This is a genomic window from Fictibacillus arsenicus, assembly GCF_001999465.1.
GTDB lineage: Bacteria > Bacillota > Bacilli > Bacillales > Fictibacillaceae > Fictibacillus > Fictibacillus arsenicus.
The window spans coordinates 1,032,635-1,055,589 of the sequence record NZ_MQMF01000001.1 but is presented as its reverse complement, the minus strand read 5'-3'; the positions used below and the strand labels follow the sequence as shown (position 1 = coordinate 1,055,589).

22 protein-coding genes are annotated in these 22,955 nt (G+C 38.7%); 16 read left to right on the top strand and 6 right to left on the bottom strand.

Going from position 1 to position 22,955, the window contains the following annotated elements:
- The first annotated feature begins 69 nt into the window (after positions 1-69).
- The 10 genes from UN64_RS05140 to UN64_RS05095 all read left to right on the top strand — a co-directional run bounded on the left by UN64_RS05140 (position 70) and on the right by UN64_RS05095 (position 6,217).
- On the top strand, positions 70-417 hold the full coding sequence (locus tag UN64_RS05140; RefSeq protein WP_077360341.1) for a helix-turn-helix domain-containing protein: 348 nt from the start codon (positions 70-72) through the stop codon (positions 415-417).
- Positions 418-487: 70 nt separating this feature from the next.
- Entirely contained in the window at positions 488-883 is a 396-nt protein-coding gene (locus UN64_RS05135) for a VanZ family protein (RefSeq protein ID WP_077360339.1), read from the top strand.
- A 119-nt stretch (positions 884-1,002) separates the two neighbouring features.
- Complete coding sequence (locus tag UN64_RS05130) at positions 1,003-1,224, top strand: hypothetical protein (RefSeq protein ID WP_077360337.1); 222 nt, start codon at positions 1,003-1,005, stop codon at positions 1,222-1,224.
- Positions 1,225-1,287: 63 nt separating this feature from the next.
- Positions 1,288-2,073, top strand: coding sequence for a hypothetical protein (locus tag UN64_RS05125; RefSeq protein ID WP_077360335.1), 786 nt, complete (start codon positions 1,288-1,290; stop codon positions 2,071-2,073).
- A complete protein-coding gene (locus tag UN64_RS05120) occupies positions 2,070-2,345 on the top strand; it encodes a PqqD family protein (RefSeq protein ID WP_077360333.1) in 276 nt (91 codons plus the stop codon). Before UN64_RS05125 ends, UN64_RS05120 begins: the two co-directional genes overlap by 4 nt.
- Positions 2,335-2,790, top strand: a complete 456-nt coding sequence (locus UN64_RS05115) for a signal peptidase I (protein WP_077360331.1) — start codon at positions 2,335-2,337, stop codon at positions 2,788-2,790. Before UN64_RS05120 ends, UN64_RS05115 begins: the two co-directional genes overlap by 11 nt.
- Before the next feature lie 20 nt (positions 2,791-2,810).
- Complete coding sequence (locus UN64_RS05110) at positions 2,811-4,610, top strand: ABC transporter ATP-binding protein (protein ID WP_077360329.1); 1,800 nt, start codon at positions 2,811-2,813, stop codon at positions 4,608-4,610.
- Positions 4,611-4,636: 26 nt separating this feature from the next.
- Positions 4,637-5,722 carry a nucleotidyltransferase family protein gene (locus UN64_RS05105; RefSeq protein WP_171978799.1) on the top strand — a complete coding sequence of 362 codons (1,086 nt, stop codon included), beginning with the start codon at positions 4,637-4,639 and terminating at the stop codon, positions 5,720-5,722.
- A 128-nt stretch (positions 5,723-5,850) separates the two neighbouring features.
- Positions 5,851-5,982, top strand: a complete 132-nt coding sequence (locus UN64_RS05100; RefSeq protein ID WP_139343019.1) for an anti-repressor SinI family protein — start codon at positions 5,851-5,853, stop codon at positions 5,980-5,982.
- A 1-nt stretch (position 5,983) separates the two neighbouring features.
- A complete protein-coding gene (locus UN64_RS05095) occupies positions 5,984-6,217 on the top strand; it encodes a hypothetical protein (RefSeq protein ID WP_077360323.1) in 234 nt (77 codons plus the stop codon).
- Between the two features lie 40 nt (positions 6,218-6,257).
- Here the strand turns inward: UN64_RS05095 and UN64_RS05090 are convergent, their stop codons facing one another.
- Positions 6,258-7,124, bottom strand: coding sequence for an SDR family oxidoreductase (locus UN64_RS05090; protein WP_077360321.1), 867 nt, complete (start codon positions 7,122-7,124; stop codon positions 6,258-6,260).
- Between the two features lie 163 nt (positions 7,125-7,287).
- Between UN64_RS05090 and UN64_RS05085 the strand changes: the two genes are divergently transcribed.
- The 3 genes from UN64_RS05085 to UN64_RS05070 all read left to right on the top strand — a co-directional run bounded on the left by UN64_RS05085 (position 7,288) and on the right by UN64_RS05070 (position 10,059).
- Positions 7,288-7,842 carry a hypothetical protein gene (locus UN64_RS05085; protein ID WP_077360319.1) on the top strand — a complete coding sequence of 185 codons (555 nt, stop codon included), beginning with the start codon at positions 7,288-7,290 and terminating at the stop codon, positions 7,840-7,842.
- A 720-nt stretch (positions 7,843-8,562) separates the two neighbouring features.
- The gene (locus UN64_RS05075; RefSeq protein ID WP_077360315.1) at positions 8,563-8,871 is read left to right on the top strand and encodes a magnesium chelatase domain-containing protein; all 309 of its coding nucleotides are present in this window, start codon (positions 8,563-8,565) and stop codon (positions 8,869-8,871) included.
- 489 nt (positions 8,872-9,360) lie between these two features.
- On the top strand, positions 9,361-10,059 hold the full coding sequence (locus UN64_RS05070; RefSeq protein ID WP_077360313.1) for an endonuclease/exonuclease/phosphatase family protein: 699 nt from the start codon (positions 9,361-9,363) through the stop codon (positions 10,057-10,059).
- Positions 10,060-10,268: 209 nt separating this feature from the next.
- Here the strand turns inward: UN64_RS05070 and UN64_RS05065 are convergent, their stop codons facing one another.
- The gene (locus UN64_RS05065) at positions 10,269-11,513 is read right to left on the bottom strand and encodes a S1C family serine protease (RefSeq protein WP_077360311.1); all 1,245 of its coding nucleotides are present in this window, start codon (positions 11,511-11,513) and stop codon (positions 10,269-10,271) included.
- 358 nt (positions 11,514-11,871) lie between these two features.
- Entirely contained in the window at positions 11,872-13,557 is a 1,686-nt protein-coding gene (locus tag UN64_RS05060; protein WP_245801961.1) for a bifunctional metallophosphatase/5'-nucleotidase, read from the bottom strand.
- Between the two features lie 504 nt (positions 13,558-14,061).
- Here UN64_RS05060 and UN64_RS05055 point away from each other — a divergent pair.
- A complete protein-coding gene (locus UN64_RS05055) occupies positions 14,062-16,851 on the top strand; it encodes an EAL domain-containing protein (RefSeq protein ID WP_077360310.1) in 2,790 nt (929 codons plus the stop codon).
- Positions 16,852-16,864: 13 nt separating this feature from the next.
- Positions 16,865-18,499: a thiamine pyrophosphate-binding protein gene (locus UN64_RS05050; protein ID WP_077360308.1), complete on the top strand. Its 1,635-nt coding sequence runs from the start codon at positions 16,865-16,867 to the stop codon at positions 18,497-18,499.
- Positions 18,500-18,611: 112 nt separating this feature from the next.
- On the opposite strand, the gene UN64_RS05045 is transcribed toward UN64_RS05050, so the two are convergent.
- On the bottom strand, positions 18,612-19,439 hold the full coding sequence (locus UN64_RS05045) for a M23 family metallopeptidase (protein ID WP_077360306.1): 828 nt from the start codon (positions 19,437-19,439) through the stop codon (positions 18,612-18,614).
- Between the two features lie 524 nt (positions 19,440-19,963).
- Here UN64_RS05045 and UN64_RS05040 point away from each other — a divergent pair.
- Entirely contained in the window at positions 19,964-20,722 is a 759-nt protein-coding gene (locus tag UN64_RS05040; protein ID WP_077360304.1) for a TrmB family transcriptional regulator, read from the top strand.
- A 115-nt stretch (positions 20,723-20,837) separates the two neighbouring features.
- On the opposite strand, the gene deoD is transcribed toward UN64_RS05040, so the two are convergent.
- Together deoD and UN64_RS05030 are read right to left on the bottom strand one after the other, a co-directional pair.
- On the bottom strand, positions 20,838-21,551 hold the full coding sequence (gene deoD, locus UN64_RS05035; protein ID WP_077361149.1) for a purine-nucleoside phosphorylase: 714 nt from the start codon (positions 21,549-21,551) through the stop codon (positions 20,838-20,840).
- Positions 21,552-21,644: 93 nt separating this feature from the next.
- Complete coding sequence (locus tag UN64_RS05030) at positions 21,645-22,814, bottom strand: MFS transporter (RefSeq protein WP_077360302.1); 1,170 nt, start codon at positions 22,812-22,814, stop codon at positions 21,645-21,647.
- Between the last annotated feature and the right edge of the window lie 141 nt (positions 22,815-22,955).

Genomic DNA, 22,955 nt, shown 5'->3' with positions numbered 1-22,955 from the left:
ATTTGTCTTACTCTTTTTCTACATAGAAGTAAGCGTAACACCACTAAACTAAAAAGAGGTTAACACATTATGATCGGGAGAAATATTTATGAACTTCGGAAAATGAAAGGGATTACGCTCTCTGAATTGGCCGATCGATCAAAAGTATCTAAGTCTTATTTAAGTAACATTGAAAGAAAATTAAACAGGAATCCTTCCATACAAGTTATAGAAAAAATAGCTACTGTCCTAGAGGTCGATGTAAAATTTTTGCTAAGCAATCAAATGGAACATGACAATACGCATCTTGAAAAAGAGTGGGTTGAATTTGTTGTTGAACTTAAAAGTCTAGGCATTAATAAGGAAAGAATACATGAGTACCGAGAGTTGATAGAGTTTATTAAATGGAAGAAAAATGATGTAACTAACCATGAATAACTGGAGATGATGACATATTTTTAAGAAAGTTTCTTTAAGACTCTGTCTAACAATCCTTCCTTTAATCTATATGTGGTTAATTTGGCTGCAATCCAGTCACTTTAACCCAGAATCTATCTATGAATTAACTTACACGGTTGATGAAAGAATTCTTCTGATGATTGGAATGGCACTTGAGTTAGGACATTTATTTGAATTTGGAATCTTGTATTTCCTTCTAATCCTAATGATATTAAGCTATGGCAGCTTAACTATATCAAAAGAATGGCTCTGCTTTTTTATTGCCGTTAGTTATGGATTGATAGACGAGATCCATCAAATAGTAGTACCTTACCGTTCTTTTTCTCTTCTCGATCTTTTGAAGAACTTAATCGGAATCATAGTTGTATGGTATATCATCCATAGAAGTTATTTTGTTAAAAGAAACTCTAAACTAAAACAACTTTCAACCTTTTTAAATCAATGAAACTATTGCGAGTATTGTCGAAGAAATGTTCTTTAAAGTGAACAAAAATAACAATATAATGAATATAGCTTTACGATATTGTATAAAATTCACATGGATTAATGAAGGAGGTATAAGTTTTGGAGCGGACGAAAAATCCAACTGGATACCAGAAGCCAGAAGTGCTAAGTCACCAACCTGTTCGATTTGAAACAGCTCAAAGCTGGAATCCTGGTAAAGGTAATTTAAATCATCCTGGAACCGGAAATGATGGGGTGAATTGGCCGCCAAACAACCCAAATCCTACTCCAGGTGGAGCTGGAGCACCTGGAAGAGGCAGAGGGAGAGGCAGAAAAAGATAATTTGTGAGAGTCATAGATAAACTATCTTTGGCTCTTCCGAATTATTTAGGAGGGATTTTTAATATGCTAAATTTTCCTACAAAAATAGGAGATTTCATATTCGAAATACAATGTACAACAAACGTGTTCAAAGAGTTTCTTTGTACACATTTTATTACTCTTACAAAAGCACAAGTTCAAAAGCCTGATATTACAATTGTAATAAAGAATAACTATGGTGTACCGTTCGTTAACTATGATGTTTCTACTAAATCAGTTGATTGCAAAATATTTTACAAGAGAGCGGACTATCTAATTGAAGTTAATAATCTTTTTCAGCATGCCGTGATCTCTGTACATAACGAGCTAGCTTTAAAACATGCGCTAATGAACTTATTTAGTGCTTTTCTGGTTCATCACAATTGGGGGTTGTTGATACATTCTTCATGTGCGGTTGAACTTCGAGTTGCACATCTTTTTGCTGGACAATCGGGAGCTGGGAAATCAACGATTGCAAGACTCTCAGAACCACGTAAACTACTTTCTGACGAGGCTTCTATTATAAAAATTACGGAAGATGCGGTAATCGTTTACGACTCGCCATTTAGAAGTGAGCTTAAACCTCTGCATCTACAATATGCTTATCCATTAAAGAGCATTCAATTCTTAAACCAGGCATTGCAAAATGAGAGGGTTTTGATTAACAAAGCAGATTCCCTTATTCAGTTAATTGATAAAGTTTTCTATTGGCCATATCACTCAGAAGAAACCGCGCGAATCATTCAACTTTTAAATCTTCTGGTGAAACAGGTACCGATCTATAAGCTGCATTTTGAAAAAAACAATAGGTTTTGGGAGCTGATATCGTGAATGTAAAATATGTGCAGCGGGATCAATGTGAAGCGACTCAACTGGAAGATGAATGGGTCATACTCGATACTCATCTTTATACAATTACTAAATTAAACGAAGTGGGTGGATTTTGCTGGTCATTACTTACACAACCAAGATCATTAGATATGTTAGTCCAGGCTGTAACAGATAAATATAATGCCAAGAGTTCAATTGAGACAGTCCAGCAAGATGTTGAAAATTTCTTATCAGATTTAATTAGCTACGGGTTGTTAGAGCATGCAAGTTAACCAAGTAACCGTAGATTTAGTACGACGTGTTGTGAAAAAAAAGGGAAGTATTTTACTTCCAGCTCATGGTAAGAGTATGTTTCCATTCATTAGACAAGGAGACATCTGTCATTTTGATGCTTGTGATCCGAAAACCTATAAAAGAGGGGATATTGTTTTATTTACAGTGGGTACGAACCGATTAATAGCACACAGATTTATGAAAAGAATACATAAAGATAATCAAACCTATTATCTTTTTAAAGGAGATACAAATCTTCTTTTCGATGAACCGATTACACAAGAACAAATCTTAGGAAAGATGACTGCAATTGAAAGAAAAAAGAAAAAGGTGGATCTGAAGAATATAAGGAATAACCTTTGGAGTTTGTTGATCATTAACCTTCCAATGATGTCCAAACTGTTGCGTAAGTTTATTTACAGGAAGGGAGATTTCCAATACTAACTGAACGTGGAGCTGAGTGTATGATCTTAAAAATGAGATTAATATTAATTACAATAAGACCATACCTTTCCATGAGGGATGTTAGGAAAACCTTTAGGCTGCTAGCACCCTTTATCAGAAAGTATTGGAAAGCTTATATCATTCTATTTTCTTTGCTTGGAGTTGATATTGCATTAATTCTTTCGTTTGCATGGTTTTTTGGAAATATTACAGATGCGGCTATCCATTCAGATCTCGAACGAATAAAAGATCTAATCCTAATAGGTATAATTCTGACTGGACTAAGTATTGGTTCCGGTTTTGTTAGCATTTATTATGACACGGTGGCGACGAACGCTGTAAAAAAAGATCTGAAAGATAATCTTCTTCATCATATTTTACGTCTGCCTGCAAGTTCTACTTCTAAGGTACATTCAGGCGAACTTTTATCACATTTTACAAATGATATACATAGTGTTGATGGCGTAATAGGAAGTAGTTTAATCAATTTCATCAGACTTCCCTTTATTTATGTTGCGGTATTTATTTATTTGTTCCAAATTAATTGGATGCTTTGTTTGTTAAGTATGATTATTGCGCCAATTGCTGTGGCTTCTAGTATTGGTTTTGGATTTTTATTAAGACGGAATAGCAGGCAAATTCACGATTTATATGGGCAGATTAATACCGTATTAAATGAAATTTTTCAAGGGTTACCAGTGATTCGTTCTTTTCTTATGGAAAAAGGATTTTATAAAAAACATGCCACAAAGAATGAACAGCTGTATCAGTTGGAATTGCAAAATGCAAAGCTGCAGGGGTGGTTTAGTGCTGGAGGGGAATTGATTAGTTCATTATCTTATCTTATTAGTATTTCTTTAGGGGCTTACTTTGTGTCTGTGAAAATTTTGACCATAGGCGCATTGCTTACTTTTATCAACTTGGTGCATCATCTCGTTTATCCGCTAACTGATCTTGCATCTAAATGGGCAGGGTTTCAGCATTCTGTATCTGCATTGGAAAGGATTTTTAACATACTGGAGCAAAAGTCTGAATCATTAAATCTTCCGGTGTATACCCCATTGGTTAGAAGAAGTGTGGGTATTGAGTTTGAAAACGTGACCTTTGGTTATGAAAAAAATAATAGTGTTTTTAAAGACCTTTCAATTGAAATTCCTGAAAACAAAGTGGTGGCTCTGGTCGGTCCAAGTGGAGCAGGAAAGAGTACATTATTTAACCTTCTTCAAGGATTTTATCAGCCACGGTCCGGTCAAATTTTACTGAACGGAATACCCACAACCCGACTTAGTATTTCAGAACTTAGAAGTGCAATCGCTTTTGTACCTCAGGAAACCTATTTGTTTGCAGGAACCATCCGTGAAAATTTATTATTTGCTAGTCCTGGAGTAACAGAAGAAAAAATGATGAGTGCAGCAGAATCAGCTTATATTCATGAGTTCATCTGTTCGCTCCCTGAAGGATATAATACTGAGATTGGTGAGCGAGGGATTAAGTTATCAGGAGGTCAAAAGCAAAGAATAGCAATCGCAAGAGCCATTTTGAAGGATGCGCCAATTCTTTTGTTAGATGAAGCAACTTCAGCTTTAGATAATGAAACGGAACATCGTGTTCAAAAAGCATTAAATAATTTAATGAAGAATCGAACGACGATTGTTATAGCTCATCGACTATCAACCATTCAGCATGCAGATGTCATCATGGTGATGGATGAAGGAGAAATTGTACAAACAGGAACACATCAGGAACTAATAAACGTAAACGGACTATATAGAACTTTACAGGGTCTTCCTTTAAACAACCGTTTAAAAATGTACTCTTGAACGATATAAGAAAGGGGGCATTTATCTTGATAGAAACGGTCATCCAAACATTGTTTAATGAAAAAGTAAAACTTCCTAATGAAATAGAACGATTTAAAGATTGCTTAAATGACAAAGACTTTCTATCAGTTGGTGCTACTACCTACTCTCTATTAAAGAGACAGAACAAACTCCACCAAACTCCAGACTTTTTTCAAAATAAGTTACAAGAAATATATACTGATACACTCTACAAGAACATTTTTATTAAAAACCAAACCATGCTAATCCTGAATGAATTCGAAAAACAACGTATAGAAGTAATTCCATTAAAAGGTCCTCTATTTACTGAAAAGTATTTTGGTGACTTAGGTTCTCGATATTCATCTGATATTGATTTACTTGTTAAGAAAAAAGACGTAAACAAAGCAGCTGAATGTATAAAACAGTTAGGATTTCATACTGAAAAAGAAGAAATAGAATTACATTTTCATTGTGGTTTTTATAAAGAAATTACCAATTCACCTTGTCCATTGGCAGTTGAATTACATTGGGATTTGGTAAAAGAGAATACGTCGAATCTGGATATTGAAGCTTTTTGGAGTGATTCTACACGCTTTCAATCTACTTATCAATATGTAAAAGAACTCTCAGATTATCATGCGTTTTATATGATTTGCCTTCATGGCTGGAGACATAACTTGGATTCACTGAAATATTATTTAGATATTATTCAGATGATTTACAGGATTGCATTAAGTTTGAATTTTACAAGGTTAATAAATGAGGCTGAATATCATCAAACTAAGAGAAGATTAGTTAGGACGATCTCACTCGTATATAATCAGTATCCGTTTTTGACGGAGTTTAAGAATTTTCCTTATTTAGCCCAAAACAAGGGTAGGGGCAATCATCCTAAGAAGAAAGCCATTCATAAATATTTAAATTTTTTAGATTATCAGTTTCTTAGTTATGATTCTTTTGCTCATCGTTTAAGAGAACTTGTAATTTGGATCTTTCCTTCTCGAAATGAAATCATAACACAGCTTGGAAACAGACATAAAAGATTACTAATCGTGAATTATTTCGTTCTTTATAAAGAGAGATTATTAAATATGTGGAAAGTTTGGTAAGTAGACTTGTGATAATTAATAAAACAGTGTCTTTTTTTATAAATTGACCGTTCTATATATTGAACAATCGGTAATAATTTTTATTTGTTCTTGCATAACATAAGAAATAAAAAGTTCTGGGGGTAACTGTGGATTCGAAAACAATTGAAAAAGTCGATGAAGAGTGGGTTAGACTTATTCAGGAAGCAAAAGAACAGGGATTGAGTATGGAAGATGTCCGCATATTCTTTGCTGCAGAAAAAGTGGATTGGGAGGTGTAGCGTGATTCGATTAGGTGACGGAATATACCTGTGCTATTTGAATGGCCATCGCTTAAAGATCATTTATAAAGGAAATAACATATGTGAACTCTACCTGGAGAATGAATATCAAGGAACTGCACCATTTGATTACGTAAAAAAGAAACTTGGACATCTTGAAAAAAGATGGAGCACTTCAAAAATTCAAAACTATCATTTTAAAGAGTTATTATCAAAATTTGATCAATCCATATAAAAAGGACCGAAGCTAAATTATTTGGCTCCGGTCTTTTGCATTATCCATTCACAACTTTACCACCATTAATATGAATCATCTGCCCTGAAACATAGGAAGAATCATCACTTGCGAGATACACGTAAGCGGGGGCGAGTTCTTCAGGCTGTCCCGGACGCCCCATCGGTGTGTCTTTACCGAATTGTTCCACTTTATCAGCTGAAAAAGTAGATGGAATAAGCGGAGTCCAGATCGGACCTGGTGCAATACCGTTTACGCGGATTCCCTTTTTAACAAGGTTATTCGACAACGAACGGGTGAACGAAACAATTGCTCCTTTTGTTGAAGCATAATCAATCAGTTCAGGATGTCCTTGATAAGCTGTAATAGATGCAGTGTTGATAATGCTGCTTCCTTGCTTTAAATGAGGAAGAGCAGCTTTCGTTAAGTGGAACATAGAGAAAATATTCGTGCGGAACGTTTTTTCTAACTGTTCTGCAGTAATATCTTCAAAGTTCTGCTGCGGATGCTGCTCAGCAGCATTATTCACAAGAACGTCGAGTCCGCCGAATGAACCGACAACGTCACTAACGGCTTGTTCACAGAAGGATTCATCTCCAATATCTCCTCGTATAAGTAAGCACTTTACACCTTCTTGTTCAATCTGCTGCTTCGTTTCCTCTGCATCACCTGTTTCCTCTAAATAAACGATGGCAACATTTGCGCCTTCTTTAGCAAAAGCAATTGCAGCGGCTTTACCAATACCGCTGTCACCACCTGTGATCAGTGAAGATTTTCCTTCTAGTTTTCCACTTCCCTTGTAAGAGGGGCTCTCTGATTGTGGCTTTGGTGTCATTTCTGATTCTACACCAGGCTGTTGATTTTGGTGCTGAGCGGGTTGTCCTGTTGGATGACTTTGGTTAGACATGTTATACATCACTCCTTTTTAATCTCTCATAACTCCTTTCTTCCCATCTCACAAGTGAATAAACATCATTACGTGTATTCTGAAAAAATTTTTCTCATCGATGGCTCTTTTCTTTCTCTTTAAAACACTTATAGATGAGTCAATTATTAAAGGGGGAAGAAAATTGAGAGCAGGGAACATTTATCAATTCAAGCATTTTAGCAAGTTTAAAACGGTAGAGGAGTTTAACGATCATAAAGAGAGGTTTCTGCAGTATCATCCTGATTTGTTTACCCATTCAGAATTTATTGCATTTGAAGTTTTGAGTCAGTACAGTGTGGTTGTCCCGGGAGTAGCGAACGCCAAGATTGCGACACTTGTATCTGCTTGTTCTTCCAAGCAGGGAGGAATATCACGTGCAACCTTCGTAAGAATGCTTAGAAAAGCAAAAAATAAGGGGATTTTGAAGACGCACAAAACATATAGGTCGAGTGGTGGATTCAGCCATAATATTTTTGTTTTTCAACCATTTGATGTACCCATTGATATGCAAATGACACATCGAGACAAACAAGAGAATCCATGTGAGAGTAAGGGGGATGACAGTAAAATAGTTAAGGAATCTGAGAATCTCTATATAAATTTTAAATATAAAGATCTAAACATACGTCAGGGAAAAGAAGTCTCTACACAACAGGCTAAAAATGAGCCCGCTTTAAAAGAGCTCGACTATACCTAGATACCGTACCAAAAATGTTTATTCAGACAGTAAAACCTTTCTTTGATCGCGCAATAGAAATCTACACCTTCTGGCAAAAAGCAACATGGTTTATAATAAAATGGAGTTTGATACACCTCTTGAATATATAACATCTACTGTTATAGAGGCATTTAAAACAACTGTTTTTAATTATAAACAAAGAAAAATAAAAACTAGCTTTATACAGTATTTTTACGGAACACTGACGGTAATGCTGGGTGCGGCAAAGAGGAGGGAACATTATGAGAAACATATTAAGCATCGATATAACTGGTTGGATGCTTAAGCTGCTTTAACACTTCTATTACTTTGTATTTATGATGTTTCATTTTCTTCCTTTCTTTATCAATAAATAGTATGACGATGAAGGAAAGGTGCTGTCGTAGTTTTCAAGCAATTGATGAAATAGACATTCCTCTTTTATAAATATCTTTGATTATCAAAATTTGTACATTTAGAAAATCATGCTAATTTACATATAAGAAGCGTTCATTTTCCACCTGTTTATTAACTGCCACAACTAGTTTTTTAAACTATTAACCTCTAATAAATTCAAAAAAATATAATACTGTTTATTTTCAACGTTTCATTCTCTTATAGAAAAAACGGATGATCCTCTCTCAAAAAGCTCTCTTAGATATGTAGAAGTGCAGGTCGTCGAAGGAATGGAATGGTTGTTGTGGTCGGTTTGCCTAATGCATCGGTCAAGGAGTCGAAAGAGAGAGTGTTTGCTGCGCTGCGGAGAAAAGGATTACCTTTGTGACTGTTATGAAAGTAGTTATAAATCTATCGCTTGCAGAGCAAAAGAAGAAAGGTCTGTTGTTTGAGCTGGCGGTTGCGCGCGGTGTATTAAAGAACGGCAAGTTCTTGAAGAATATAATACAAGGTGATGCTGGTTTTATCGGTGCATGGTCCCTGGGTGGAACGGTTCTTCCTGTAGAAGGAATGAGATCAGACTGGCCAGGGGTTACTTTAGAAAGAGTTTATTTAATTCAATTTATGGATTAATATGGTAAAATATAGAAAAGTTCTCTTGTTGTTGGAGGTCGTTATGACGACAATGGTTACCGCACATCCTTTTACAATGTACTGAACAGGAATCGCCAAGGAACGAATAAAGCCAAGAAGAAGAAACCACCGAAGTTTTCATCTCCGAAGCTAATGAACAATCCACCATTGAGGATATAGCTAATTCAAAAGCGGAAATTCTAACAGTCGATTCATCAAGTGACAATGTGACAATAAGTAGTACAAGCTGGATCTTTTACTTTATGGTCTGGATCTTTACATTTAAGAAACGCACTCCATTTTCAGATGCGAATTTATTTTTTTCACCCATTTTGATCTTTATTCATTTTTAATTGTTACATTGAGTAGAGATACACTGCCTGATTCTAAAAAGTTGAATATATCGAAAATACCATAGCTTGCTGGGATTGCATGCTTTTTATTGAACACATGCTAGCTTTAATTAGTCATAAAGGGGGATAATTTATCATGAAAATTTCTTCATGGAATATTCGTCAAGGAGGCAGCAAGCAGCGGCTGCCCAAAATTCTTTCTTCTATTCTTAACCATAATCCGGATGTTTGTGTCTTATCCGAGTATACAGAAGGGGAAAAAGGTCATTGGTTAAAAGAGAAACTTTTTCAGCAGGGATACTTACATTCGGCAACATCCTCTCCAAATGATAAAACCTATGGATTAATTCTTTTTTCAAAGCATCCCATTTCATTACTCCAAACTCCTGATGGTCCTGCAGAAGACAGCTCGCGATGGCTATATGTTCATGTAGAAGGCTGGAATATACTCGGTGTTCATATCCCGTTAAAGAAAAGTCAAACTCCTTTTTGGCAAGCGCTTAATCGATTTGCCGCAGATAAACAAGATGAAAAACTCATCATCATCGGAGACTATAATACAGGTCTACCTGAGGATTCAGAATTTACTCCTTTTACCCATACGAAACATCTCCAATCATTAATTCAGTCAGGGTATATAGATGCCTGGAGAACCAGTTATCCAGCGCACAAAGAGTATACATGGTACAGCAACATGAAAAATGGATTTCGAATCGATCATTGTTTTGTACCAGAGAAGTTTAAGAACTATGTCCAAAATTGTTACTACTCACACCAAGAAAGAGAAGCCAAAGTTTCCGATCATAGCATGCTTCATGTGAAATTAATCAATTAAGGGTGATAATCAGATATTTTCTCCATTCTCAATGTGGAAGATAAAAATCCCAGTTTGATAAAATCTAAAGTTAATTCAGGTTTACACGTAATCTGGTGTTTACATTTAGGACTGAACTTAATGAGAATTTATCTTAGTTACTATAAAAGAAGAGACTGGATTCAAATAATTAATCTTTTTGAATCCAGTCTCTTTATTTTATATTTCTGCTAACGCATCTCTCCGCCTAAAAGCTTAGGAACACCATCTTCTAAGCCGACAACATAACTCAACTCGTAATAAGAGGTGCGATTAGATTCATTCACGTATTCCTCGGCTTCCAAAGATATATCGACTTGAAATGTGCCGTCTCCGTTATCATAAACCGTGTAATACGTAATTGTTGTATTCACTGTGTTAGCATAGCCCGCCGCAAAATCCGCAAGTGAAGGAGAGGAAGCTTTCCAGTTTCCGCCAATCAGGTTATAAGCATCTTCATAAAACCCGGCATTCACATGATTATAATAGGCGAAAACTGTAGCTGCTGCTTCATCAGATGTCAGGTTATATGGGTAAGGCTCTTCTTCTGGATACTCTTCTTCTATATCGAGCCCTGCATCGGTACCATATCCCTCATCATTGTCCTCTTCGTAATCTTCTTCATAAGAGTCCGTAATATCACCATCGTATTCAGGTAATTCAAATTCATAGTATTCCTCGTAATCTGATAGCTTCATAGGAATGTCAGACCATTTTTTTAAAGTCGGCATTACCGAATAGATCGGAATGCTGAAGCCGATGTTTTCTGTTATATATTTGACCGAGTTAATTCCTAGTACTGAGCCGTCCCTGCCGCTGACGATAGGACCTCCGCTGTTGCCTGGTGAGATAGGTGCTGTGATTTGATACATATTCTCGTATATAAAAGGATCTAGTGTGAATGACCGATCTAAACCGCTGATAATGCCAATCGTTACAGTATTTTGCAGACCAAGAGGACTTCCCAATGCAATGACGTCATCTCCGAGTTCTGCTTTTTCTTGTTTCATTTGAAGAGGAGTGATGTTCGCTAGGGCAGGGACACGAATAAGTGCTATATCTGTTTGATCACTGCGTCCAATGACTTTTCCTTGATAGGTTTGTTTGTCGCTCGTCTTGATTATGACATCTACCTCATAACCGACTACATGTGCATTTGTAACGATATCGCCTTTGTTGTTGTAGAGAAAACCGGAACCCTGACTATTTGCTGTTTCAATCTGAACCACTTTACCCTGAGTGGCTTTAATAATCTTTTTTAAACTGTTTTTTTCATTGGCTGGAACTTCTTCTTTTGTAACAATTTCTGTTTTGGCTTTTGTTTCTGCAGGTTTCGCTTGCTTTGGCGGCATAAATGTATATAAAAGAAAAGCTAACATCATTCCGAACAGGAGAACCGTCATTACCAGAAGTGCGGGTATAAGAGCTTTTTTCATTATCGAATGTTCACCTCGAGTTTTAACTACCGATGTTTTTATATCGGTTGAATTGGATTCGTTTTGTAGCCTGAGGACTTGTTGAATGTCTTCCCAATCTCATAATCATACTTGTTGAGGTTATTTCATGGTACGAGAAAAATTATAAAAATTGCTAATTATAGTAGAAAAGAGTGATTGGGGTTAGGATGAGAAGACAAGAATAACGACTGGGTAAAACTGAATGTTATAATTTTAGAGGATTATAATGAAAAGGGTGTATTTTCCTGAAGTGTACAAATCAAAACTAGTAATAGGAACTTAAGTAACAAAAAAAAGATAACCTCGATTTATGAGGTTATCTTTATAAATCAATAGTTTATGGTCTTGCTACATCAACAATACGTCCTTCTAGTACTGGATTAACTGTACCTAACTCAGCCACATAGTCACGTAAGTTCTCCCAGTCAGAAGCTCCTAAATCTGTGACGCGTCCTTGCTCATACGCGTTCTTGAATACCGTGAATCCATCTCCACCTTTAGCAGTAAACGCGTTTGTTGCGATAACATACTCTTGTGCAGGATCAATGGCAGTAAATGTTCCGTCTGCATTTTTTACTTCCATCGTTTCAACTCGGCTGCCAGCAGCTTTCGTACTGTCATACGTGAACTTCATACCTGAAACGTGAAGGAAACCTCCGTTTTCTCCTGGTGCCTGGCTAACACTATGCTCGAGTGCGTTCTTAATTTCTGCACCTGTCAGCTTCATCGTTGCAAGTGTGTTGCCAAATGGTAGAGTAGTTAAAACCTCACCATACGTAATTTCACCTTGATCAATAGAAGCGCGAATTCCGCCGCCATTTTGGAACGCCATTGATACATTTGGATTGAAGTCTCTTGCTTTATCAAGCATGCCATCAGTAATCAAATTTCCAATTGGCAATTCGTTAGCCCTTACACTGATATCACTAGTTGGTCCTAAACGGGGAGCAGCTAAGAACTCTTGTGCAAAGCCGCCAGTCGGCTTATTCTTGATCTCAGCAATTTTATCAGCATATGGCTTAAGGAGTGCTGCTGCTTCAGGATCTGCTGCTTTTTTTGCAATCTCGATTAGCTGTCCAGCATGTCCAACTACTTTACCTTGTTTGTCGAACTCAACATCAAGTGTTCCTAGGTATTCACTATATTGATAAGCTTGTACGATTACCGTAGGATCTTTCTGCACGCCGTTTTCATCAGCAGAGACTACTACAGGAGCATTCAACTGTGTATGGCTGTGGCCGCCAACGATTACATCGATGCCATCAACATATTTTGCAAGCTCTAAATCGTTGTCATACTGAGGATTATCATCGTATCCAAGGTGAGTGATTGCAACGATTTTATTAACACCGCGGTTCTCTAATTTTTTTACAGCTTTGGCTGCTGCTTTAATATAGTTTTTAAAAACAACTGCTTCTGGGCTTGAGATGTCCTTCGTTTCCTCAGTCGTCAAACCGATGAAACCAACTTTCTCTCCGTTTACTTCTTTTACAACACCTTGATAAATGTTGCTATCTTCCACTCTATCTGTGATTTGGTTATTAAATAATGGTGCTAAATTTGGATCCTCAGAAAAGTTAACATTTGTACTTACAAAAGGGAAATCTGCATTCTTAACAAATTCAGCAAGAGCTTGATGACCTTCAGGGCTTGCGCCAAGGTCGAACTCGTGGTTTCCAAAAGTCATAATATCATAATCTAATAAATTCATAAATTCAAGATCAGCTTGGCCTTTAAACTCGTTAAAATAAAGGCTGCCGGAGAATACGTCCCCTGCATCAAGCAGAAGTGCGTCTGGTTTCGCTGCACGTACTTCTTTGACAGCGGTTACACGTTTTGCCACATTATCCAAACGGGCATGTGTATCGTTAATGTGCATGAGTGACAGGTTGAATGGTTTTGGATCCTTTTTCTTAGACTGTTCATTTGGTTCAGCAAAAGAAGTCATAGCAACTTGCGATGAGATCAACCCGACCGCAAGCGAGGAAGCTAGTAATCTCTTGAACTTTGTATTAAAAGACATAACATCACGATCCTTTCAATTTGTTCATACTTATTTAATATAGCAGTTTAGAAAGGCGAATGTAGGCGAAAATTGTCGAATATAGTTAAAATATAGTTAACTTTTAATTTAATGTAAAAAAAAGCTTTTAATTTTATTTTGCTGGCATATGTAATCTAATGATAGTTATCTGCAAACTAAGAAGTAGAAGTTAACAAAGCTGACTGTTACAGCTACAGGAAAAAGGTGTAAAAATTAGAAGGTTAAATAACCCGATAAAATAGATAATGAGAAGCTGGTTCAAAGGTGCAATATTGTACTTTTTGTGAATCAGCTTTTCTCTTTTTAAAGTACTTTTATTGGCTTGAGTAATTTTTCTGAATATTAACAATCCCTTTTAAAATCCCATCAAACTATTCAAATTGACAGCTTTAGTCCGATAAATCAAAGGAGTAGTGTAGTTGAAACGGCTGTTAAATTACTTATACAAAAATAAAAAAAGTGAGATAAAAGTGGAGGATCAAAATGTCAGAGGCTCAAACAAGATATTCCCGGTTAGCCAATATAACGAAGCTGATTAATACAAAGCTTGAATTAAAAGATGTTTTAGAGCATGTGGTCTCTGCTATTTCAGAAGAGATCGTTCAGTGTGATTCTATTGGCATCTATCTGCCCCAGGATAATGGTACGTTTAGGGGATATGCAGGCAAGCCAGATGTGATAAATGGAATAACATTAGACAAGCTCATCATAGACCCTAAAGTGGATTTGTTAGCGAGGGAAGTTTTAGATACGAAAGAAGCAATCTATATTCCGGATACGTCTATGGATAACCGGCCGGATCCTGGTCCGATCCGGGCGTTCAGCATCAAGTCGCTGCTGTGCTTGCCTATTTTTAACGGTGATGAAACATATGGTTTGGTTTTCTTGTTCGATTATGGCATTCCCATGAACTTGACCGAGACTGAAATACAGACGGTTGAGGCTTATGTGAACATGGCCGCAGTCGCGATCAGAAACGCAAACCATCTAAACAGAAAAGAAGATCTGCTTGCAGAGAAACAGCTTTTGTTAGATGTAAATCGGGATCTATCGGAATGTTCGACGATGCAGGAAGTTTTAGATAAATGTTTTTTGTATGTGGGTAAGGTGCTGGGGAATTCCAATATCGGTGCGCATATCATGGACCCAATAGCCGAGAAAAAGATTCGCCCTTCAAGTTTAAGCAAAGAGAGCGACTGGACAGAGGAAGACTGGAAGAAAACACATGGGAAGATCAAGGTTGATTTTAAGAAGGATCCGCTCTTTCAGGAAGTTATCACGACAAAAAAAGCCGTATATATTCCGGATGTATTCAAAGATTCGCGGCCTAATCATGATGCTTGCCGCAGCTTTGGCATAAAGGGTTTGTATATGATGCCATTGGTAGCGATGGGGGAAGTGCTCGGAACCATTCCGGTTGTCAATCTGCACGAGGGCTATCGGAATTATTCCGAGATGGATCTTCAGCTCTCTCAATCCATTGTCGATGCTACAGCATTGGCTCTATTTAATCTCCTTATAGTCGAAAAACAGGAGATGATTATACAAGAACGCACATCTGAACTTCTGCAAAAAAATGAAGAGCTGAACGAAGCGGTAAGTAAACTGAGTCGTTTGAGCAGGGAGATCGAATTGATCCTTGACTCCGCTGGTGAAGGTATCTTTGGATTGGATCTTGATGGGAAATTTACGTTCTGTAATCCAGCTGCCGCTTCTATGCTGGGGTATGAGGCAAAGGAAGAGTTGATCGGACAGCCCTTTCATAACATTTATAAAACACTTAACTATAAAGAAGATGGCATGTTCATCATTCCCGAGAATTCCTTCCTGACAGATAAGCACTTTTTTAAAAACGACGGAACCCCGTTTCCTGTTGAATTTGTCACGTCTACCATTATAGAAGATGCAGAAATTGTGGGTTATGTGATCACCTTCAAAGACAACACGATTCGCAAAAAGATGGAAGAGAAGATCAAATATCATGCTTACTATGACAGCTCAACCAATCTTCCGAACCGTGTTATGTTCCGGGATAAGCTGAATAAAGAGCTTCTTCAAGCTGAGGTGCATAATGAACAGCTGGCCGTTATGTTTTTGGATCTTGACCGGTTTAAAACGATCAATGATACGATGGGGCATAGTTTTGGAGACGCACTTTTAAAGAAAGTAGCAGAACGTCTTGTTTCGTTCATCCCTGAAGAATGCACGGTCTCACGGCAAGGGGGGGATGAGTTCACGATTATTTTGCCAAAGGTAAAGTGTGAAGAAGAGGTAAGAATATTCTCAGAGCGGATTTTGGAATCTTTCTCGAGTTCTTTTGATTTGGATGGAAACGAGGTTTTCATCAAGACGAGCATAGGGATCAGTCTTTATCCTAAAGATGGCGCCACCTCGGACGTGTTAATCAAGAATGCCGATACAGCCATGTATAAAGCAAAAGAATCATCAGGAGGAAACTACTGCCTCTATGAAAATAGTATGGATTTTCGTTCCCTCGATAGTATAAAGCTTGAAAGTGATTTGAATAAAGCTTTGCAAAATGATGAATTTATTATCTACTATCAGCCGCAGGTAGATTTTTCGAATAATAAGATCATTGGCGTAGAAGCCTTGCTGCGCTGGAACCATCCGGTAAGAGGAATGATCTCGCCGTTAGAATTCATTCCGATTGCAGAGGAGACCGGCTTAATCGTATCAATTGGTGAATGGGTTCTTAAGACTGCCTGTATACAGATCAAAAAGTGGCATAATCAAGGGCTGCCTCCTATTTATTTGTCGGTGAACATGGCAGCACAGCAATTCAATCAAAAGAAGCTGATTCCGATGATTCATGAAATTCTTCAAGAGTCAGGCTTGTCACCGGAATTTCTCGTCCTGGAGCTTACGGAAAATGCGATTATACAAGATACAGAAGCCACGTTATGCAACATGAAACAATTAAAAGAGATGGGTATTAAGATCGCGATAGACGATTTTGGCACCGGCTATTCATCGCTCGGGTACCTTAAAAACTATCCGATCGATATCTTAAAAATTGATCAGACCTTTGTACAGGATATCGTTCAAGATAAAAACAATGCTGCCATTACAAACACGATCATCTCTCTTGCAAAGAACTTGAACTTAAACGTAATCGCTGAAGGTGTAGAGACAAAAGAACAAATCGATTTCTTATTGTCCAGTGAATGCTCTCATATGCAGGGATACTATTTTAGTCCTCCTGTTAGCGGAGAAGAAGCTGAAAAAATGTTTTATTCAACGATAAAAAAATAAAGGGGCGATTTGATTGAAGGCTGTAAAATCTGTACTTGATTTTTTAAAAATGGGTGGAGTAGAGTACATTTTTGGTATCCCTGCAGGTTCAGTCAATGCTTTTTTTGATGAACTCTATGAGATGCCTGAAATAAAACCGATTGTCACGAAACATGAAGGAGCAGCTTCCTATATGGCTGCTTCTTATGCGAAATATTCCAATTCATTAGGGGTCTGTATAGCATGCAGCGGACCTGGAGGAACGAACTTGCTGTCAGGCGCGGCAAACGCCATGAGGGAACACCTTCCTGTCCTTTTCCTGACAGGAGCTGTGCCGGTAAATACGGTGGGGCTGAACGCTTCGCAAGAGCTTGATGCGGAGCCGCTGTTCCGATCTGTCACCAAGTACAGTGTGACTGTCAAGGATGCAAGCGAGCTGTTGGATGAAGTCGCGAAGGCAGTGGAGATTGCCTTATCGGGCGTGCCTGGACCTGTTCATGTAGCCATGCCGATCGATGTACAGCTGGAATCTCTTCCTCAGATGGACATTCCAGCATTCCCGAAGAAAGAAGTCTTGCTTCCAAAAGGGGACGTCATCAAAGATGCAGCGAGGGCTTTAGCTAGAACAGATGGCGGCTATATTTTTATCGGTCAGGGAATCAGGGGTTCGGTTAAGCTGCTGGCAGAACTGGCGGAGCTGCTGAACTGGCCGATTCTATCAACTCCACAAGCTAAAGGCTTCATACCGACAGATCATCCCCTTAATGCAGGGGTGTTCGGATTTGCAGGCCACGAAAGTGCGTCAGAACTCATAAATGAAGGGAATGGGCGCACTCTTTTGGTGATTGGATCCAGCCTTGGAGAAACAGCAACAAACAACTGGAACGCGAATTTGACAAAAGACCGCACAGTCATTCAGATCGATTTCGATGGGACCGTCTTTAACAGAAAATATGAAGCAGATATTCCTATTTTAGGGGATGTTAATGCAAGTCTGGAAATGCTGATTCAGGAATTGAAAAGTCTCGGATTAGAAGGAACACCGAGTAAATGGATATCAGAAAAAGACACACATTTGGATGAAGACTTTAACACACAAAACGTGCTGCTGAAGCTACAAGAATACCTCCCGAAAACAAACCGATATACGATCGATATTGGAGAATTCATGTCTTACGTTATCCATCACATGAAGGTTTTGGATTCAGATACGTTTGATATCAACGTTCATTTTGGTGCGATGGGAAGTGGAATCAGCTCTGCTCTGGCTTCAAAACTTGCCGATCCGGCACGCCCGGTGGCTTGCATAACTGGCGATGGCTGTTTTTTCATGCACGGTATGGAAGTGCTGACGGCAAAGGAAAATAACTTGCCTATCCTCTTTGTAGTCATGAACAACGCCCGTTTAGGCATGGTGTATCATGGCCATTCCCTACAATATAAGCGCTCACATCCGAGCTTTGAACAAGAGCCTGTAAACATTTCAAAAATGGCTGAGGCGCTTGGGCTGCCAAGTGCGAGGATAGAAAGCTTAGATGAGATCAACCTTGATCTTTTAAGTTCATTGCAAAATAATCAAGGACCATCTGTTTTAGAGATTGCTTTAGTTGATAACAACGTCCCGCCGATGGGAGATCGAGTGAAGTTTCTTTCATCTTTTGGGAAGTAGAGGATAGATTTAATCAGTTGTTTAATCTGCAAAAAAGCACCCTTGATTCGGAGGGTGCTTTTCCCGTTTTCAGGTTTAAAGCCTGCTCCATTAAGAGGCAGGCTTTTGTTTTTTATTTATACCAAACCTTGTAACTAACGCTGGCAGCATCAGAGTTCTTCAAAAGAAGCCGGTATTGAAGATACGGAGATAATGCTGTGCCGCTATATTCTTGTGTGAACGTGACTGTTGTTACTCCTGTTTTAGGAACTTCAGTTTCTCCAACGCTTGTCCAGACGCCATTTATATTTCTTTGCAGATACACTTTGTATACTCCGCCGGTCGTACTTGTGGAATCTACTTTTACAATAATATCATTGTCGCCATTATATGAGTTTGGGTAGATGGTATCTGTGCCTACATGAGACGCGAAGCTGCCCGTTTTGTATTTGCCTTCCCACGTAGGGATATAATTCATCGGATTCATCGCATACGTTTTTGCTGAAGTCCAGTAGGGCTGGTGAATTTCAAAATGCAAGTGCTGCCCGGTTGAATTTCCCGTGTTCCCCATTGATCCAATCACTTGGCCCTGATAGACAGTGGCTCCAACACCAACATCTCTTGTATTTAAATGAGCGTAAACCGTTTCATATGGAAGCCCGCCAATCGTATGATTAATAAAGATGACATTGCCGTATGAAGTTGAAAAGTAGGATCTGCTGACTGTCCCTGCTGCGGATGCGGCGACTTTTACAAATCCGCTTTTAGCGATATCTATACCATAATGATTCGTACCATTTCTAGGTCCGAAATAAGATGTAATCGTTCCTTCAGCCGGCTTTAGAAATGTATTGTCCCCAGCCGCAGCCTGGGCCTCGGAACTTAAAAAGAATGCTGTAAATAAAAATGCAAAAACGGTTGATAGAATAAAACTCTTTCTCTTTATGCCAATACTTCTCATGCTAGTAATCCCCCGAATATTAGACTAAATTACATAATATAGAATTCTATATGTATACAATAAAACTTTTAAAGTCACACCAGAAGAGTTAAAAAGACTATTAAAAATTCAAATTTAAAATAGTAAATGTAAACTTTGTGGCTATTAAACTTTAGTCTTAATAGGGAAATGGTAGGGATTTCTTGCTGGCAAGAAAATCATTCAATGTAAAGCTGGGGGAAGGGGAAAATAAATATACATTGAGTTCTTCTATCACGATATGAAAAAGCACGACGATCCAGTGATGACTGGGTGAAACTCCAAGAAGTTGGAGTTAAAACAGGCAGAATCGGGGTGAAACGTGTGCTTGTTCGGGTGTAAATCCAAAATTAGAGGCGAATGTGTAATAAATAAAAGAACACGTACCGTAAAACGGGTGACCTAACCAACCGATAATTATGATTACCAGGGCTGGCGAAAGAGCTATAATTGTTTTAAGATACATGTAGTATGTTACGCCCTATAGAGGCTGTTCAGGAGGAACCATGTTACAAAAATTCGGTTTTTCACAATATGAGAGTCAGGTGTTCGAGGTCCTCGCATCGAGTGAGGAACCCATGGACGCAACGAACATCGTTAAATATTCAGGTGTTCCGAAATCCAAGATATACGAAGTGTTATCCCGCATGATCGAAAAAGGAATGGTGCTGGATTCGGTTTCGGAAAAGAAAAAGCTGTATACGGCACTTCCGCTGTCTATCGTGATTGAAAAACTGACGACGGAGTTTCAGGAAAATGTACAGCAGCTAAAAGCTAGTAAGAGTAAAAGAAAGTTTTATGATGAACACGTTTGGAGTCTAAAGGTGGATTCATCCATTCGGGCGCATACGAAGCAGCTTATTCAATCGGCGGAGAAATCAATTCGCGTTTCTGGCTGGCAGGACGATATTCAAGAAATCCTGCCTCTGCTGCAGGAAAAAGAAGATCAGGGAGTTGATGTTGAAGTGCTTGTCGTGGGAGAGCTGGATTCAACACTTTCCAATGTGCATACGCTGATTCCCGCACAAGAGCATCATTCGTTAGAGCGATTTCGCTTAGTGGTCGTGGATGAAGCAGAAGTCATTTTTTCGGGGATGGAAGGGCAGAGCTGGCAGGCATTGAAAACCAAATCGCGTCCATTCATTAAAGTGTTTATTGAGTTCTTTTATCATGATGTGGCGTTAGCGAAAATTACAGAAAAGCATTCTGAACTAATGATGAATGATGAAGAGATCAAGAGCGTATTGATGAAGTTGAGGTACTAAGCAGGTAAGGCGTCCTTTTTTTTACAGTCTAACGGCTATAAATAAATTAAGCACCACAACCACTAATCCACATAAAAAAAGCTCAGAGCCAACTCTGAGCTTTTCACATGCTTGATTAATTTTCCTTTGAACTCACAACTTCCAGCGCCATTTCAATCATATCATTGAAAGTCGTTTGACGTTCTTCAGCTGAAGTTTCTTCACCCGTAAAGATGTGGTCACTTACTGTTAAGATTGAAAGTGCGTTCACTCCGTATTTCGCTGCGATTGAGTATAGTGCTGTTGTTTCCATCTCTACAGCTAGTACGCCGTTTTCCGCTAACTTTTTCACGATATCCATGCTGTCGCGGTAGAACAGGTCAGCCGTTAACACGTTACCTGCTTTGATCTTTAAGCCTTTTTCTGTCCCAGCTTCATACGCTTTTTTCAATAGGTCGAAGTTTGCGCATGGTGCGAAGTCGATTCCAGGGAAAGCTAAGTGGTTCATGCGTGAATCTGTAGATGCTGTCATCGCCAAGATTACGTCACGAACTTTAACGTCTTGCTGAATCGCACCGCAAGTTCCAACACGGATCAAGTTTTTTACGCCGTATTCACGGATTAGCTCATTTGCATAGATCCCGATCGAAGGAATCCCCATGCCTGTCCCTTGAACAGATACGCGCTTTCCTTTGTATGTTCCAGTGAACCCAAGCATGCCGCGAACTTCGTTGTAGCATGTTACGTCTTCTAAAAATGTTTCTGCGATATATTTTGCACGAAGCGGGTCTCCAGGTAATAGAATGCTTTCTGCAATTTCACCTTGTTTTGCACCAATATGAATACTCATTTGTCCACCGTTACAACCCGTCATTAGTAGCTGTAACGGTTTCACCTCCTCAGAATTTTTTATCTCTCATTATCATGCCATAGTTTTACGAGACTAGCTAATGCTATGAGCATGACTCTCAGAACGTTCTCTTTTTGTCATGGAAAGAACGGCTGCACCTAATGCCAGTATGACCAAAAATCCGCCAACTGTTGCATTTATCTCAACAGATGCCTGTTCGATCACGATTCCGCCGATCATGGATCCGAAAGCAATGCCGAAATGAAGTGCAGAGTTGTTTAGACTTTGCTGAATATCGGATGTTTCAGGAGAAGACTCAATTAGATAACTCTGCATAGCGGGAGTGATCGCCCAGCTGAGCATGCTCCAAATGATCATGACCACTAAAAATAGCGGAAACGCAAACGTTGTATATGGAATCATAAAGATTGAGATGCCAAAGATTATAGTAACGGCTAAAATAGTAGGTTTCGTGCCGAACCGGTCAGCGAGCATGCCTCCGAAACCGCCGCCAAATACTGCTGCCACACCGAATATCAAGTATACAATACTTACCCATGTTCCATTAAGCCCAAGCGTCATTTTTAGAAAAGGCGTTAAGTAGCCGTATAACGTAAGATGTCCGGCTAGGAACAGGAACGATGTCAGTTGAGCAAATAGTACGGTGCGGTCTTTTAGCGTGCGCAGCTGCTGTCTGATCGGCATCGCGGGTTTTGGTTCGAGGCGTCCCATAAAGAAATACACGCCGAGTATAGATAAAACGGTCAGAGCAGTGATCAAGATAAATGGAGCACGCCAGCCAAATGCATTTCCGAGCATTAAGCCTATCGGAATGCCGAGTACGAGTGAAGCACTGATACCCATAAAGACCACGCCGATGGCACGGGCACGGTATTTTTCTTCTACGATGTTGGATGCTATAGTCACACATAAAACGACGAGTAATGAACCGCTGGCTGCAGACAAAATCCGAGCGATTAACAACATCGAATAAGTAGGACTCAAGATCGCAAGGATGTTTCCTAATAAAAATACCACTATGGCTATTAGGGTTAACCGTTTTCTCTCTATTTTTGCGGTCATCGTTAATAAAATTGGTGCAGCAATCGCAAACACGAGCGAGAAAATCGTGATTAGGAATCCGGCTTTTCCGAGACTCACCCCAAGATCCTCCGCCACTAAGTCTAAAATTCCGCCTATAATCAATTCGACCATCCCGACAACGAACGAAACGATCGTTAATAAGTAAACACGTTTATTCACGTTTATCTACCTTCTTTCGAAAAAGTAACCACTGTAATGGTAACTTATTTAGAAAAAGGTATCAATACAAAATTGGAGCTAAAAAAATAGAAGGATTTTTTAATTGCCCATCTTTTCGGGAAGAAACGTAAGTCATATAAT

Coding starts and splice junctions, on each gene's coding strand:
- UN64_RS05140 (WP_077360341.1), top strand. CDS start 70: ATGATCGGGAGAAATATTTATGAACTTCGGAAAATGAAAGGGATTACG.
- UN64_RS05135 (WP_077360339.1), top strand. CDS start 488: ATGTGGTTAATTTGGCTGCAATCCAGTCACTTTAACCCAGAATCTATC.
- UN64_RS05125 (WP_077360335.1), top strand. CDS start 1,288: ATGCTAAATTTTCCTACAAAAATAGGAGATTTCATATTCGAAATACAA.
- UN64_RS05115 (WP_077360331.1), top strand. CDS start 2,335: ATGCAAGTTAACCAAGTAACCGTAGATTTAGTACGACGTGTTGTGAAA.
- UN64_RS05110 (WP_077360329.1), top strand. CDS start 2,811: ATGATCTTAAAAATGAGATTAATATTAATTACAATAAGACCATACCTT.
- UN64_RS05090 (WP_077360321.1), bottom strand. CDS start 7,124: ATGTCTAACCAAAGTCATCCAACAGGACAACCCGCTCAGCACCAAAAT.
- UN64_RS05070 (WP_077360313.1), top strand. CDS start 9,361: ATGAAAATTTCTTCATGGAATATTCGTCAAGGAGGCAGCAAGCAGCGG.
- UN64_RS05065 (WP_077360311.1), bottom strand. CDS start 11,513: ATGAAAAAAGCTCTTATACCCGCACTTCTGGTAATGACGGTTCTCCTG.
- UN64_RS05060 (WP_245801961.1), bottom strand. CDS start 13,557: ATGTCTTTTAATACAAAGTTCAAGAGATTACTAGCTTCCTCGCTTGCG.
- UN64_RS05055 (WP_077360310.1), top strand. CDS start 14,062: ATGTCAGAGGCTCAAACAAGATATTCCCGGTTAGCCAATATAACGAAG.
- UN64_RS05045 (WP_077360306.1), bottom strand. CDS start 19,439: ATGAGAAGTATTGGCATAAAGAGAAAGAGTTTTATTCTATCAACCGTT.
- UN64_RS05040 (WP_077360304.1), top strand. CDS start 19,964: ATGTTACAAAAATTCGGTTTTTCACAATATGAGAGTCAGGTGTTCGAG.
- deoD (WP_077361149.1), bottom strand. CDS start 21,551: ATGAGTATTCATATTGGTGCAAAACAAGGTGAAATTGCAGAAAGCATT.